The 14095-nt window shown below is 70.5% G+C and carries 14 protein-coding genes; 10 read left to right on the forward strand and 4 right to left on the reverse strand.

The window, feature by feature from the left end; genetic code table 11:
• The first annotated feature begins 6 nt into the window (after positions 1–6).
• Positions 7–582, forward strand: a complete 576-nt coding sequence (locus tag H1D24_RS13875; protein WP_181657825.1) for a gamma carbonic anhydrase family protein — start codon at positions 7–9, stop codon at positions 580–582.
• 143 nt (positions 583–725) lie between these two features.
• Positions 726–1646, forward strand: a complete 921-nt coding sequence (locus H1D24_RS13880) for an acyltransferase (protein WP_309484303.1) — start codon at positions 726–728, stop codon at positions 1644–1646.
• 68 nt (positions 1647–1714) lie between these two features.
• Here the strand turns inward: H1D24_RS13880 and H1D24_RS13885 are convergent, their stop codons facing one another.
• The gene (locus H1D24_RS13885) at positions 1715–2581 is read right to left on the reverse strand and encodes a DMT family transporter (RefSeq protein WP_181657827.1); all 867 of its coding nucleotides are present in this window, start codon (positions 2579–2581) and stop codon (positions 1715–1717) included.
• Positions 2582–2673: 92 nt separating this feature from the next.
• Between H1D24_RS13885 and H1D24_RS13890 the strand changes: the two genes are divergently transcribed.
• Both H1D24_RS13890 and H1D24_RS13895 read left to right on the forward strand, forming a co-directional pair.
• Positions 2674–3246: a helix-turn-helix domain-containing protein gene (locus tag H1D24_RS13890; protein ID WP_181657829.1), complete on the forward strand. Its 573-nt coding sequence runs from the start codon at positions 2674–2676 to the stop codon at positions 3244–3246.
• Between the two features lie 75 nt (positions 3247–3321).
• On the forward strand, positions 3322–3879 hold the full coding sequence (locus H1D24_RS13895) for a YbaK/EbsC family protein (protein WP_181657831.1): 558 nt from the start codon (positions 3322–3324) through the stop codon (positions 3877–3879).
• A gap of 127 nt (positions 3880–4006) precedes the next feature.
• Here the strand turns inward: H1D24_RS13895 and H1D24_RS13900 are convergent, their stop codons facing one another.
• On the reverse strand, positions 4007–4414 hold the full coding sequence (locus tag H1D24_RS13900) for a CoA-binding protein (protein WP_181658027.1): 408 nt from the start codon (positions 4412–4414) through the stop codon (positions 4007–4009).
• Positions 4415–4679: 265 nt separating this feature from the next.
• Here H1D24_RS13900 and H1D24_RS13905 point away from each other — a divergent pair, with 265 nt between their 5' ends.
• The 6 genes from H1D24_RS13905 (at position 4680) to H1D24_RS13930 (ending at position 11373) form a co-directional block, all read left to right on the forward strand.
• Positions 4680–5633, forward strand: a complete 954-nt coding sequence (locus tag H1D24_RS13905; RefSeq protein ID WP_181658028.1) for an aldo/keto reductase — start codon at positions 4680–4682, stop codon at positions 5631–5633.
• Positions 5634–5908: 275 nt separating this feature from the next.
• A complete protein-coding gene (locus H1D24_RS13910; RefSeq protein WP_181657833.1) occupies positions 5909–6919 on the forward strand; it encodes a hydroxyacid dehydrogenase in 1011 nt (336 codons plus the stop codon).
• A 442-nt stretch (positions 6920–7361) separates the two neighbouring features.
• On the forward strand, positions 7362–8435 hold the full coding sequence (locus H1D24_RS13915) for a LacI family DNA-binding transcriptional regulator (RefSeq protein ID WP_309484304.1): 1074 nt from the start codon (positions 7362–7364) through the stop codon (positions 8433–8435).
• 135 nt (positions 8436–8570) lie between these two features.
• Complete coding sequence (locus H1D24_RS13920) at positions 8571–9236, forward strand: ThuA domain-containing protein (protein WP_181657837.1); 666 nt, start codon at positions 8571–8573, stop codon at positions 9234–9236.
• A gap of 128 nt (positions 9237–9364) precedes the next feature.
• A complete protein-coding gene (locus H1D24_RS13925; protein ID WP_374064233.1) occupies positions 9365–10612 on the forward strand; it encodes an alginate lyase family protein in 1248 nt (415 codons plus the stop codon).
• 134 nt (positions 10613–10746) lie between these two features.
• Positions 10747–11373, forward strand: coding sequence for a YigZ family protein (locus H1D24_RS13930; RefSeq protein ID WP_181657839.1), 627 nt, complete (start codon positions 10747–10749; stop codon positions 11371–11373).
• A 106-nt stretch (positions 11374–11479) separates the two neighbouring features.
• On the opposite strand, the gene H1D24_RS13935 is transcribed toward H1D24_RS13930, so the two are convergent.
• Both H1D24_RS13935 and H1D24_RS13940 read right to left on the reverse strand, forming a co-directional pair.
• A complete protein-coding gene (locus H1D24_RS13935) occupies positions 11480–12838 on the reverse strand; it encodes an alkaline phosphatase PhoX (protein WP_181657840.1) in 1359 nt (452 codons plus the stop codon).
• A 237-nt stretch (positions 12839–13075) separates the two neighbouring features.
• Positions 13076–14074, reverse strand: a complete 999-nt coding sequence (locus H1D24_RS13940; RefSeq protein ID WP_181657841.1) for a sugar phosphate isomerase/epimerase family protein — start codon at positions 14072–14074, stop codon at positions 13076–13078.
• Positions 14075–14095 lie beyond the last annotated feature (21 nt).

The following is a 14095-nucleotide window of genomic DNA, read 5'->3' on the forward strand; positions in this document are numbered from 1 at the left end:
CCGGAAATGACAGGGCAGGCAGGCCGGGCGGGCCGAGCGGCGCAGCAACAGCAGGCGCTGATTCGCGGAGTCGGCGGACAGGAGCCGAAGGTCGCCGCGGACGCGTTCGCCGCTCCCACGTCCGTCGTGATCGGCGACGTCGTCATGGCCGCGGGCTCGAGCGTCTGGTACCAGGCCGTGCTCCGGGGTGACGGTGGCCCCATCGTCCTCGGGGCGGACAGCAATATCCAGGACAATTCGACCGTGCACGTGGATCCGGGCTTCCCGGTCACGATCGGGGAGCGCGTGTCCGTCGGGCACAACGCGGTCCTGCACGGCTGTACGGTCGAGGACGACGTCCTCATCGGCATGGGCGCCACGGTGCTGAACGGTGCGCACATCGGCACGGGTTCGCTGGTCGCCGCGCAGGCACTCGTACCGCAGGGCATGCAGGTGCCGCCCGGGTCGCTGGTCGCGGGCGTGCCCGCGAAGGTCAAGCGCAGCCTCACCGAGGAGGAGCGCGAGGGCATCAAGCTGAACGCCGCGGTGTACGTGGAGTTGGCGAAGCGGCACCGCGAGGCGTTCTCGGAGGACGAGGGCTGAGTCCCTGCGCTGCACGAGGGGGGCTGAGTCTCTGCACGCCGCCTCGCCGCCCGGTGAAGAACGTGATGAGGACGCGCGTCGTGGGGTGAAGATCACAGCCGATCTCCCACTGGGCCGTACCCCGCGCTGAGTACCGTGTGCGGGTGCCGAAAAGCAAGAACATGTTCTCGTCCCTGACCGCGTGGCGGCGCCGCGTCGCCCAGCGCGCCGTCCATGCGGGATGGGCGTGGGTGCAGTGGACGGGGGCCGTCACCGCCGAGCGCCCCGGCAGGCTCCGCTTCGGCGCGCTCGGGCACGGCACAAGGCTCGCCTTCCCCCAGGGAACCGTCTTCGGAGAGCCCTGGATCCATCTCGGCGACCACTGCATCATCGGCGAACAGGTCACCCTGACGGCCGGGATGATGCCCGACCTCGATCTCGGGCCCGACCCGATCCTGCGCATAGGCGACGGAGTGGTGCTCGGCCGCGGCAGCCACGTCATCGCCGACACGACGGTGACCATCGGCTCGGACTGCTACTTCGGGCCCTACGTGTACGTGACGTCCACGAACCACTCGTACGACGACCCGCACGAACCCATCGGCAAGCAGTGGCCGCGTATGGAACGGGTCGAAATCGGTCCCGGCTGCTGGATCGGGACCGGCGCGGTGATCCTTCCGGGCGCGAGGATCGGCCGCAATGTCGTGGTCGCGGCAGGTGCGGTCGTACGCGGGTCCGTCCCCGACCACGCGGTCGTGGCCGGCGCACCGGCTCGTGTCGTACGCCGCTGGGACCCGGAACGGGGCTGGCAGCCGCCGTTGCGCACCCCGGCCCCGGTGCCGATTCCGGAGGGGATCACTCCGGAGCAGCTGCTGGCGTTGGCGGAGCTGGCGCCCGGGCTGGAGGGCGGCTCGTCCGAGGTGGCGGCGGAGCACCGGGCGTCGGAGGCGGCGGAGTACCGGTCGTCTGAGGCGGCGGGGCTCGGCGGTGGTGTCCCGGAGGCCCGGCCGGCCGACGCTCCACGGGAACCGCGACCGGCCGGCAGCGCGCCGGCCGCGGAGTCAGGTGGCGCACCGCCGGCTTGAGGGCCGGACGGCAGTGCGCCGGCACGGCGCCGTCGGCCGAATGAGCCGCTCGCCGGCAGGACCGCGAATCAGCCGCTCGCCAGCAGGACCGTACCGACCAGTGCCAGGCCCGCCCCCGCCGCCTGCACGCCGCGGAGCCGTTCGCTGAGAACGCCACGTGCGGCGAGAGCGGTGACGACCGGATAGAGCGAGGCGAGCACCGCGGCCACGGTGACCGGGCCGCTCTGAGCCGCGAGGGAGTACGTACCGTTGGCCGCGACATCCGCCAGACCGACGAAGGCGAGCGCCGGGACCGCCGACCACACGGCTCCCCATCCGGCTCCCTCCGGGAGCGCCTTGCCGCCGCGCCGCACGGAGACGTACAGGGCCGCACCGCCCGCGATCACATTGGTCAGGCGCTGCACGAACAGTGCCAGGAAGAGACCGGTGAGAGTCGTCGACGCCTCGGCGATCAGTACCATCACCCCGCCGAAGCCGAAGGCCGCGACCAGGGTCAGTGCGATCGCCTGCCGCTGTACCGGCGCCCCGCGCCACTGGGGCCCGCCGGCGAGCACGACGCCGGACACGGCCACGGCGATGCCCGCGTACTGCAGGACTCCGGGCCGTTCGCCGAGGACCAGGCCGATTCCCACCGGGACGGCGACACCCAGGGTCCCGAGCGGCGAGACGACGCCCATCGGCCCCAGGGCGAGCGCCTTGTAGAAGGAGAGCATGGCGACCGGGCCGACCAGGCCCGCGCCCACGGCGAACCACAGCTGAGGACCCGCCTCGCTCCAGCCGCCGGTCGCGATCACGATCACACCGAGGACGGCCGTGGCGATCGTCTGCGAGGCGACGACCACCGTGAGGGCCGGGAGACGTCGCGTCAGCAGCCCGCCGCCGAAGTCCGCCAGCCCCCACAGGAGGCTTGTGGCCAGGGCGAAGAGTGCTGTCATGGTCGACCTCGCAGTACAGTGCAGTGAACATCGGGTGCACCACACCGTAGTTCATTAGATTGAACTCTGTCATCCAGGATATTGGACGGAACGTGTCGGATCTCGACCTGCTGACTCAGTCACTGGCGCGCAACGTCAAGCGCTGTCGCAGCGAGCGCGGCTTCACCCTCGATGCCCTCGCCGCCCGCGCCGGAGTCAGCCGCGGCATGCTCATCCAGATCGAGCAGGCCCGTACCAACCCCAGCCTCGGCACCGTCGTCAAGATCGGGGACGCCCTCGGGGTGAGCATCACCACCCTCCTCGACTACGAGCAGGGACCCAAGGTGCGGATCGTCCCGCCCGAGCAGGCGGTGCGGATGTGGCACACCGAGGCGGGCAGCTTCAACCGGCTGCTGGCCGGTATGGAGGCGCCGGGTCCGCTCGAGATGTGGCAGTGGCGGCTGATGCCGGGCGATGCCAGCAGCTCCGATCCGCACCCGGTCGGCACCGTCGAGCTGATCCATGTGACGGCGGGTGAGCTCACCCTCGTCGTGGACGGCACGGAGTACCCCGTACCGGCGGGATCCAGCGCGTCCTTCGAGGCGAGCACCCCGCACGCGTACCGCAACGACGGAGACAAGCCCCTGGAGATGACCATGACGGTCTCGGTGCCGCCCGTGCGCTGAGGCGGTTGCGGGTTCGCTTCGAGGCACTGCTTCGGTGCCGGTCGCCGCCGCGGCTGCGGCTGTTAGCGTGCGGATATGCGTGCACCCATCGGAAACTTCGACGACGTCCGGACCGCTCCCGACTGCCTGGACCTGCTGACCGCACCCGTCGCAGAGGCCGTACGCCACTGGCGCGGCACCGTGCCCGCAGAACAACTGCTCTACGTCGACAGCGACCCGGCCGTCGCCGACACCGCCGTCTTCGTCGAGCACTACGGCCCCGACCTGCTGGAGACGTCCGCGAACTGCGTGGTGGTGGGCGGCAGGCGCGCGGGCGAGACCAGCCTTGCCGCCTGTCTCGTACTCTCCCGCACCCGGGTCGATGTCAACGGCGCGGTACGCCGCCAACTCGGCGCCCGCAAGGCATCGTTCGCACCCATGGAGACCGCGACCGGCGAGACGGGCATGGAGTACGGCGGCATCACCCCGATCGGCCTGCCCGCCGACTGGCCGCTTCTGGTCGACGCGGCGGTCGTGGACCTGCCGCACGTCCTCATCGGCAGCGGCAGCCGCCGCGGCAAGCTCATCGTGCCGGGCAAGGTGTTCGCTGAGCTTCCGGGCGCGGTGGTGCTCGAGGGCCTCGGCGTCGGCTGAGCCCCCGAGCGGCAACGGGCGGTCCTCAGCCGGGCCGCGACCTCGGCCGAGCCGCGACCTCAGCAGGGCCGCGACCTCAGCAGGGCCGGGACCTGAGCAGGGTCGCGACGTCAGCCTGGTGAGGGCGTCAGCCGAGCCGCGGAATCTCGATGGCCGGGCAGCGGTCCATCACCATGTCGAGGCCTGCGGCGCGGGTCCGCTCGTACGCGGCCTCGTCGATCACGCCGAGCTGGAACCAGACCGCCTGAGCGCCGATCGCCACGGCTTCGTCCGCGACCGCGCCCGCGAGATGGGAGTTCACGAACACGTCCACGACGTCCACGTCGAAGGGGATGTCGGCGAGAGAGGCGTACCCCTTCTCGCCGTGCACCGTCTCGGCCTTGGGGTGGACGGGCACGATGCGCTTGCCGTAGCGCTGCAGGACGTCGGACACGCCGTATGCCGCGCGGCGCTGGTTGTTGGACAGGCCCACCACTGCCCAGGTGTCCCCGAGTTCGGTGAGCATCTTCCGGACGACTGCTGGATCGCCGTACACGTCCTGTCTCCTCTGTGCCGCGGGCGTGGTCTCTGCGGAGAACATCGCGGGTCCTCCGGCGATTCCCTCTGCTCACGAGCGGTATCCCGATCGGGTTGGCGAAACCGGTTTCCTTCACCCGTCGTTTCGACGCAGGATGTACCCCGCACCCCGGGCCGGCCCCCCGGCCCATGCCGTACACCAGCCCCGAGCGCCGCTCGGAGCACGACAGGAGAGTCCCGTGAAACCCGCCCCTTACCTCGCCGCGGACGACCGCTACTCCGGCATGCAGTACCAGCGCTGCGGCCGCAGCGGGGTGCTGCTGCCCAAGGTCTCGCTCGGTCTGTGGCACAACTTCGGTGACACCACGCCGCTGGAGACCCAGCGCGCCGTGCTGCGGCGTGCCTTCGACCGCGGCGTCACCCACTTCGACCTCGCCAACAACTACGGCCCGCCGTACGGCAGCGCGGAGGCCAACTTCGGGACGATCTTCGCGCAGGACTTCCGCCCGTACCGGGACGAGCTGTTCATCGCCACCAAGGCGGGTTACGACATGTGGCCCGGGCCGTACGGGGAGTGGGGTTCGCGCAAGTACCTGCTCGCGAGCCTGGACCAGTCGCTGGGTCGGATGGGCCTCGACTACGTCGACGTCTTCTACTCGCACCGCCCGGACCCCGACACCCCCATCGAGGAGACCGTGGGCGCCCTGGACACCGCGGTGCGCCAGGGCAAGGCGCTGTACGCGGGCCTGTCCAACTACAGCCCCGAGCAGATGGTGCGGGCCGCAGCAGTGCTGAAGGAGCTCGGGACGCCGCTGCTGATCAACCAGCACCCGTACAGCATGCTGGACCGCGGCATCGAGCGCAGCGGCCTGATCGCCGCTTCCGCCGAGGTGGGCGCCGGTGTCATCGCCTTCTCGCCGCTCGCTCAGGGCCAGTTGACCGACCGCTATCTCGACGGTGTGCCCGACGACTCGCGGATGGCCATCGGCCACTTCCTCAAGCGGGACGCCCTCACCGAGAAGAAGCTCGGTATGCTGCACGCGCTCAACAAGTTCGCGGGCGACCGCGGGCACACGCTCGCGCAGCTCGCGCTGGCCTGGGTGCTCCGCGATCCGCGCGTCACCTCGGTGCTCATCGGGGCGAGCAGCGTCGCGCAGCTGGACCAGAACCTGGGTGTGCTGGACGTACCGCCCTTCGAGGAGGGTGAAGTCGCTCAGCTGGACGAGCTGTTGGGCTAGTCCAGGCGGGTTTCCTCGTCTCTGCGGGAGAGGGCGGGCGGCAATCTGCTGCCCGCCCTCTCTTGTGTGGCCATGGAAACCGATCGCATGGAAACCGATCGCTGTTCGCCTTTGCGGCTGATCTTCTCGAATGTGCCCCGGTTCCCCCTTGTCGATCGGCTCTTTGCCACACGCAAGCCCATTGACCCCCTGTCGAGCTCACATCTAGCGTAGAGACCGGTTGCTATACCTTTACGACTCCCGCTGTCCTTGATCCCGAGCCGGAGGCCATTGCCTTGCCCGAGCGCCCGCTGGCACTGTTCGCGATGAGTGCCGAGACCCTGCCGCACGCCTTTCCGCCCGACGTGCTGGCCCGGCTTCGCGCCTCCGTGGACATCGACCCCGGGCTGATCGCCGACGGCGGTTTCGACGACCCGGCGGTACGCACGGTCCTGGCCGAGGCCGAAGTGCTGATCACGGGTTGGGGATGCCCTGCTATCGATGCCTCTGTGCTGGACGCGGCCCCGAAACTGCGGGCCGTGCTGCACGCCGCCGGCTCGGTGAAGTCGACGATCGCTCCCGGCTTGTGGGACCGCGGGCTGGTGGTCTCGTCCGCCGCGGACGCCAACGCCCTGCCCGTCGCCGAGTACACCCTCGGCATGATCATGCTCGTCGGCAAGGACCTGCTCACGGCACGGGAGCGCTACCGCACCCTGCGGACGTTCCCGCTCGCGGAGATCGTGCCGGGCATCGGCAACTTCCGACGGCGGATCGGCATCGTGGGGGCCTCCCGCATCGGGCGCAGGGTCATCGAACTCCTGCGGCCCTTCGACTTCGACGTGAGCCTCGCCGACCCGTATGTGGACGAGGCGGAGGCGGCCGCGCTCGGGGTGCGGCTGCTGCCGCTCGGTGAACTGCTCGCGGGCAGCGACATCGTCTCGGTCCACGCGCCGGCCACCGACGAGACCCGCCATCTCATCGGCGCGGCCGAGCTCGCGCTGATGCCGGACGGATCCGTGCTGATCAACACGGCCCGCGGCAGCCTCGTCGACACGGACGCCCTTGTCGCCGAGCTGCGGACGGGGCGCCTCAAGGCCGTACTCGACGTCACCGACCCGGAGCCGCTCCCGGCGGACTCCCCGCTCTTCGACCTCCCGGGCGCCTTCATCACGCCCCACCTGGCCGGTTCCCAGGGCAACGAGGTGCAGCGCCTGGGCCTGTGCGTCGTCGAGGAGCTGGAGCGGCTGCTCGCCGGGAGGCCGCTGTCCCACCAGGTCGACCCTGCCGCGCTTGAACGCGCCGCATGACGATCTCCGCCACGGAAATCTTGATCGGACGGTGGGGGCACGACGCCCTCACCCGGCACTTCGGCCATGACGGCCAGGGCGCTGTCCGGCTCGTCGGGCTCGGCCACGCAGAAGCCGAGATCGGCTCAGGCCGTTCTGGCCGCTGGGCCTGCCCGGCCGGCGGGACGAATGGCTCGCGTTGGCCCTCGACACCGGTACGTCGGCGCTGCTCGCGGTGTGGCGGCGCGGCGGGGACGAGACGCGGGAGCCCCCCCCGCAAACGAGCGCCGTGACGGTGCTCCACGGCGCATCGTCGACGGCGGAACTCGACCACACGGGCTCGCGGGTGCGGGTGTCCCTGCCCGGACCGTACTCGTCGGTACTTCATCGGCTGCACCACGCCCGAGCTGCACTATCGTGAGCGCCGACGGGGATGAGGCGGCTCAGGGGCGAGGAGACGGACGTGGAAGGGACAGCCGGGAAAACAGGGGGCCTGTCCGGCGGTGAGGCCTCGACGGTGCGCGATGTCGCCAAGCGCGCCGGAGTGTCCCCGTCGACGGTGTCCCGGGTCCTGGGCGGTACGTATCCGGTGGCCACGGCGACCCGCGCCAAGGTCCTCAAGGCCATGCGCGAGCTCGACTATGTGGTCAACGCCCATGCCCGTGCGCTGGGCGGCTCCACGAACAAGACGGTCGCCTTCGTCGTCGACGACGTGACCGGCCCCTTCTACGCCCATATCGCACGTGGAGTGGAGGAGCAGGCATCGGCGGAGGGCCGGCTGTGCATGCTCTGCACGACACACGGCGACCCCCAACGCGTCCTGGCTGTCGTGGAGTTGATGCGCGAGCAGCGGGCCGACTGCGTGATCGTCGTGGGCGGCGCCTGGGAGGACAAGGCCTACCAGGACCGGATGACGCACTTCGCGCACGCCCTGGACCGGGTGGGCTCGCGGCTGGGTCTTGTGGGCCGGCCGCCGCTGGGGGACGGCGTGCCCGCGACGGTCGTCGAGTACGACAACGAGGGCGGCGCCTTCGCCATGACCACGCATCTCCTGAGCCAGGGCCACCGGCGGATCGCCTATCTGGGCCGGATCCCCCTCCTGTCCACCAGCAGAGAGCGCCTTCAGGGCTTCACCAGCGCCCACGAGATGCTGGGCCTCAGCCCCGACCCCCGGCTGATCAAGGACGGCGTCTTCTCGCGCAGCTACGGATACCAGGCCACCCGGGAACTCCTCGCCTCCAAGGCCGACTTCAGCGCGATCTTCGCCGCCACGGACATGGTCGCCGCAGGCGTGCTGCAGGCGCTGCGCGAGGGCGGTGTGCGGGTGCCCGATGACGTCTCGGTGGCCGGGTACGACGACATCCCGGTGGCGCTCGACATGTATCCCCAGCTCACCACGGTGAGCGTGCCGCACGAGGAGCTGGGCCGTACCGCCGTGCGCCTCGCACTTCACCGCGACGAGCTCCCCGACAGTCAGCACCAGGTGCTGGGCACCCACATCGTCGTCAGGGGATCGACCCGGCGCCGAGGGAAGTGAAACCGACCCGCGCGGTGGCCCTCTGTCCGCAGGGGCGAAATTTTCGGTGCGGTACGGGAGGGTTCCAGTTGCGTGAGGGGCCGCCATGATGGACACCGGTTTCCCTCAGACGCCTTGCATCTCTGGAGCATCACCATGCCGCACCGCCGGCCCCAGGTCCTGGTCTACTCCCGCACCACCGCCTACCGGCACGACTCCATCCCGGACGGCATCCGCGCCTTCCGGGAGCTCGGTACGGAAAACGGTTTCGACGTCCATGCGACGGAGGAGCCGGAGGCGTTGGACGGCGGACTCGACCGGTACGCGGCTGTGGTGTTCCTCTCCACCAGCGGTGACGTCCTCACACCGCGGGGGAGGGAGGAGCTGAAGGGATACTGCGCCTCGGGCGGCGGCTTCATGGGTGTGCACGCGGCCGCCTGCACCGAGTACGACTGGCCGTTCTACGGGGAGCTGCTCGGCGCACGCTTCGCACGCCACCCCGAGCTGCAGCCAGGCGTCCTCACCATCGAGGACAAGGAGCACCCGGCCACTTGCCACCTGGGCGCCACCTGGGCGTTCACCGACGAGTGGTACGACTTCCGGGCCAGTCCGCGCGGTGCCGTGCGCGTGCTGGCCTCCGCCGACGAGTCCTCGTACGAGGGCGGGGGGATGGGGGACGACCATCCGCTCGTCTGGTGTCACGAGTACGGCGGCGCCCGGGTGTTCTACACCGCGCTCGGCCACACCGCCGAGGCCTACGACGATCCGGACTTCCGCGCCCATCTGCTCGGCGGCCTCCGCCACGTGGCGCGCCTGACCTGATCGTCTGGCGGCCGCAGCGCGCGGCAAAGACCGGCCACCCCGGTGTGATCTTGCGCTTCACACCGGGGTGGCCCCCCACGGCACGTACGTCTCCGAACGTCCGACCCCCCACCAGACAGGAGAGACACGTGAGCCGCACGAACAAGCACAGAACGCAATCAGCCAGCGGTATCAGCCGACGCGGGATGCTGAAGGCCGCCGGTGGGCTCGCTCTCGCAGGAGCGGCGGGTGCCACCGCCACAGCCCTCACCGCCGGCACCGCCGACGCCGCCCCGGCCACCTTCACCCACCCCGGCATGCTGCACATCTGGGGAGACCTCAACCGGGCTAAGGTACGGGTCGCCGCTGGGGACAATCCCTGGCTCGCCGGCTGGAACCGGCTGACCGCCAACTCCCACTCCCAGTCGACCTGGGTGGCCAACCCGCAGGCCACCATCATCCGCGGCGGCACCGGCGAGAACTACGGAATCCTCTACAACGACATCCACGCCGCCTACCAGAACGCGCTGCGGTGGTGGGTCACCGGTTCCACCGCACACGGCGACTGCGCCAGGAACATCCTCAACGCCTGGTCGGCCACGCTGACCGAGGTCACCGGGAACGCCGACCGGTACCTTGCCGCCGGCCTCTACGGCTACCAGTTCGCCAACGCGGCCGAGCTGATGCGCGGCTACTCCGGGTTCGACCTGGAGCGCTTCAAGCGCATGATGCTCAACGTCTTCTACCCGCTCAACGACCGGTTCCTCCGCGAGCACAACGACGCCTGCATCACCAACTACTGGGCGAACTGGGACCTGTGCAACATGAACTCGATCCTGGCGATCGGGATCCTGTGCGACGACGGCGCCAAGTACGACCAGGCCGTCAACTACTTCAAGAACGGCGCGGGCAACGGCGCCATCAGGAAGGCCATCCCCTTCGTCTACGACAGCGAGGGGCTCGCCCAGTGGCAGGAGTCGGGCCGCGACCAGGGCCACACCGTCATGGGCATCGGGCAGATGGGCGCCTTCTGCGAGATGGCCTGGAACCAGGGCGAGGACCTGTACGGCTACGACAACAACCGCTTCATGAAAGCGGCCCAGTACGTCGCCAAGTACAACCTCGGTGAGAACGTCCCGTTCACCAAGTACACCTGGGGCACCGGCCAGAACTGCGCGTACAGCGAGCACACCGTGATCTCGTCCGCGAGCCGCGGGCAGCTCCGGCCGGTGTGGGAGATCCTCCACTACCACTACGTCAGGCGCCGGGGCCTGTCCGTGCCGTACATCTCCCGCATGGCGGCCCAGGTCTACCCCGAGGGCGGCGGCGGGGACTACGGCTCGACCAGCGGCGGCTACGACCAGACCGGCTTCGGCACGCTGATGTACGCGAAGTGACGCCCCGGACCCTGCCCTGACCCCCGGGGCAGGCGCAGGCCGCGGCACGCGCGCGTGGCGACCGCCCGTCGGCCACGCGCGCGTGCCGTCATCGTGGTGCCGGCTCCGGTCCGGGCACCGCATACCCTGGCGTGATGCAGGACGAGTACCGCACGGTGGCCCGCGAGGGCGTGCACGAGACCGAGATCAACCGCTCGCGCTTCCTGTGCGCGCTCGCGCCCGCGGCCACCGAGCAGGAGGCCCAGGACTTCGTCGCCCGCGTCCGCAAGGACCACGCCGACGCCACGCACAACTGCTACGCGTACGTCATCGGCGCCGACGCGGCCGTGCAGAAGGCCAGCGACGACGGCGAGCCCGGCGGCACCGCGGGCGTACCCATGCTGCAGATGCTGATGCGCCGCGACATGCGTTACGTCGTCGCCGTCGTCACCCGCTACTACGGCGGGGTCAAGCTCGGAGCGGGCGGGCTCATCCGGGCGTACGGGGGAGCTGTCGGCGAGGCCCTGGACGCCCTCGGCACGATCACCCGCCGCAGGTTCCGGCTGGCCACCGTGACGGTCGACCACCAGCGCGCCGGCAAGGTCCAGAACGATCTGCGCGCGACGGGACGCGAGGTGCGGGACGTCCACTACGGCGATGCGGTCACCATCGAGATCGGGCTGCCGGACGCCGATGTCGAGGCCTTCCGGGCCTGGCTCGCCGATGCGACGGCGGGCACAGCGGGCTTCGAGCTGGGCGGAGAGGCGTACGGGGACGCCTGAAGCGGTGACCGGCGGACCGGCCGGCGGGGCACTGCCCGGCGGACCGGCCGACCGAGGCAGTGTCCCCGGGACCGGCCGACCGCCTGGGCAGTGCCCAGCGGGCGGATCAGAGCGCGCCCAGAGCCCACGGTCCGGTGATCGCGAACGTGATGCCGGGGGTCTGGATGTTCACGAACAGCCAGTTGCCGTTCTTCGGCTCGAACACGGAGCCGGCCCACTCGGAGGCCCTGTGGTCCGCGGCCGGGACATCCTTGCCCGCAGTCCCGCCGCGCAGGTCGACGTTGTTGGTGGCGAAGCGGAAGATCTCGCCGTCCGTGGTCAGCCCGTGGACGTACTCCGTGCCGCCGCCGTCCTCGCACAGCACCAGGCCACCGCGGGGGCTGACGCACATGTTGTCCGGTGCGTTGAGCACGTCGGAGCCGGGTGAGGCGAAGAGGACACGGAACTCGTCGGTAGCCGGGTCGAGTTCGAAGACCTGGCCCTGGCGGGCGGGGCCACCGTCGGTCGTGATCACGTAGATGCGGTCGTTGCCGTACCAGGCGCCCTCGAGGCGGCTGAACACCGCGGCGCCGTTCGCCTGTGCCTGGAGGCGCACCGTGTCGGTCGCAGGGTCGACGTCGTCCACGGGCACCCAGGAGACGGTGCCGTACGCCTTCTCCCCGTCGAGGCGGGTGTCGTACTTCGTGGTGCCGATGCGCAGGGCCTCGAGACGGCCGCCCTTGGACAGGTCGCCCGGCACCGCCGGAACGAACCGGTACAGCGATGCGTCGCCGCGGTCCTCGGTCTCGTAGACGTAGCCGGTCGCCGGGTCGACGGCGACGGCCTCGTGGTTGAACCGGCCCATGGCCGTGTAGGGCTCCGGGTTGCCCTTGCCCTCCGAGGCCACCTCGAAGATGTAGCCGTGGCGCTTGCCGGCGGTCGTGGAGAAGGTCTCCTCGCAGGTCAGCCAGGTGTTCCACGGGGTGGGCCCACCGGCGCAGTTGCGGATGGTGCCGCCGAGGCTGCCGTAGGACTCCAGCCACTGCCCGGCGTCCGGGTCGAAGACCAGGGTGGTGGTTCCGCCGCCCGCCTCGGGGTTGTAGGCCGGGGCTGTGAAGGCGGGTCCGGCGCCGCGCTCGTGGTTGCGGACGAGGTGGACGCGGTCCCCGTAGCGGAAGGCCGCCATGCCGTCATGCGCTCCCGGGGTGCGCACCCCGTCGTCCATGAGGTCGTTCGTCCAGCCGTAGGAGATGTACTCGAACCCGCGCGGCAGCTGCAGCAGCTCCAGGCCGGTCGCCTGGTCCTTGACGGGGATCAGCGGGCCGTACCCGGCGTCGAATGCGTTCTTGACCGGCGCGGCTGCCGCCGTCCGTGCGGCAAGGGCCTGGAAGGGAACAGACGCGGCCGCGGCCACGGCAGCCCCGCGCAGGAGGGTACGTCGTTCGAAACCGGGACCGGTGGGTCTGCCGGCGGACGTGCCTGTCATGGGAGTCCTCTCGGTGCAGCGAGCCGGGGGGCGGCGGGAGTCACACTAGGAGCGAACTCTTCGTCCTTTCCCAACGGAAGATGAGCGTTGGGAGAACCTCTCTCAGTCACTGATCGGGGGACCGTTCAGGGCAGCACCGTCGGCGGAGTCCACGCGCAGACGGTCGTGGTCGCCCGGGGGTACAGCCGTGGTCCCGCGCCCGGTCGACGGGCGCGGGGCCGGGGTAGTGCGGGTGGGTCAGAGGGCTGCCGCCGCGCTGTGCAGGTTCTTGGCGGCCAGCGCGAGTCCTTCGGCCTGGGAGTAGGCGGCGTCCTCGTGCTCGATGTTCACGGCCATGTCCGGGTCGATCTCGGCGAGGGCGCGCAGGAAATCGGTCCAGAAGGGGACGTCGTTGCCGAGGCCGACGGCGACGAACTTCCACGCCGGGTTCTCCGGCCAGGCGTTGCACCAGAACCCGTAGCCGGTGGGCACCTTGCCGGGCGCGTCGGCGGGCACGCGCGTGAACGACGTGTCCAGCACGCCGCGGATGTCGGCGCCGGGGCAGAGCGTCGCGTCCTTCGCGGCGGCGTGGAACACCAGCGGCCCCAGCCACTTGATGGAGGCGACGACGTCCATGCCCTGCCACATCAGGTGGGAGGGGTCCATCTCGGCGCCGATGTTCGTGGCGCCGACCTCGTCGACGAGGCGCTTCAGGGTGACCGGGGAGAACACCACGTTGTGCGGGTGCATCTCGATGGCGACCCGGATGTCGTTCTCCCGGGCCAGCGCGTCGATCTCCTTCCAGAACGCGACGGCCACGCCCCACTGGTAGTCCAGGACGTCCATGTAGACGCCGTCCCACGGGTTCACGACCCATGAGGGGTACGTGGCGTCGGGGTCGGAGCCGGGGGTGCCGGACATGGTGACGACGTGCTTCACGCCGAGCAGGCCGGCGAGGCGGATGGTGCGGCGCAGGTCGTCGGCGTGCTTCGGGCCGACTCCGGGGAGCGGGTTGAGCGGGTTGCCGTTGCAGTTCAGCCCGGTCAGTTCCATCCCGCGGTCGGCGAAGGTGGCCAGGTACTCGTCGCGTGCGGTGGCCGAGGACAGCAGGAGATCGACCGGGCAGTGCGGGGAGGGGATGAAGCCGCCGGCGTTGACCTCCACCGAGGTCAGACCGTTCTCCTTCAGGATGTCGAGGGCGTCGGTGAGGGGCCGGTCGTGCAGGCAGGCGGTGTAGGCGCCGAGCTTGAGGGCCATGTGCGTACTCCTTGGGTGCGG

This window comes from Streptomyces himalayensis subsp. himalayensis, assembly GCF_013778455.1.
GTDB classification, from domain to species: Bacteria; Actinomycetota; Actinomycetes; order Streptomycetales; family Streptomycetaceae; genus Streptomyces; species Streptomyces himalayensis.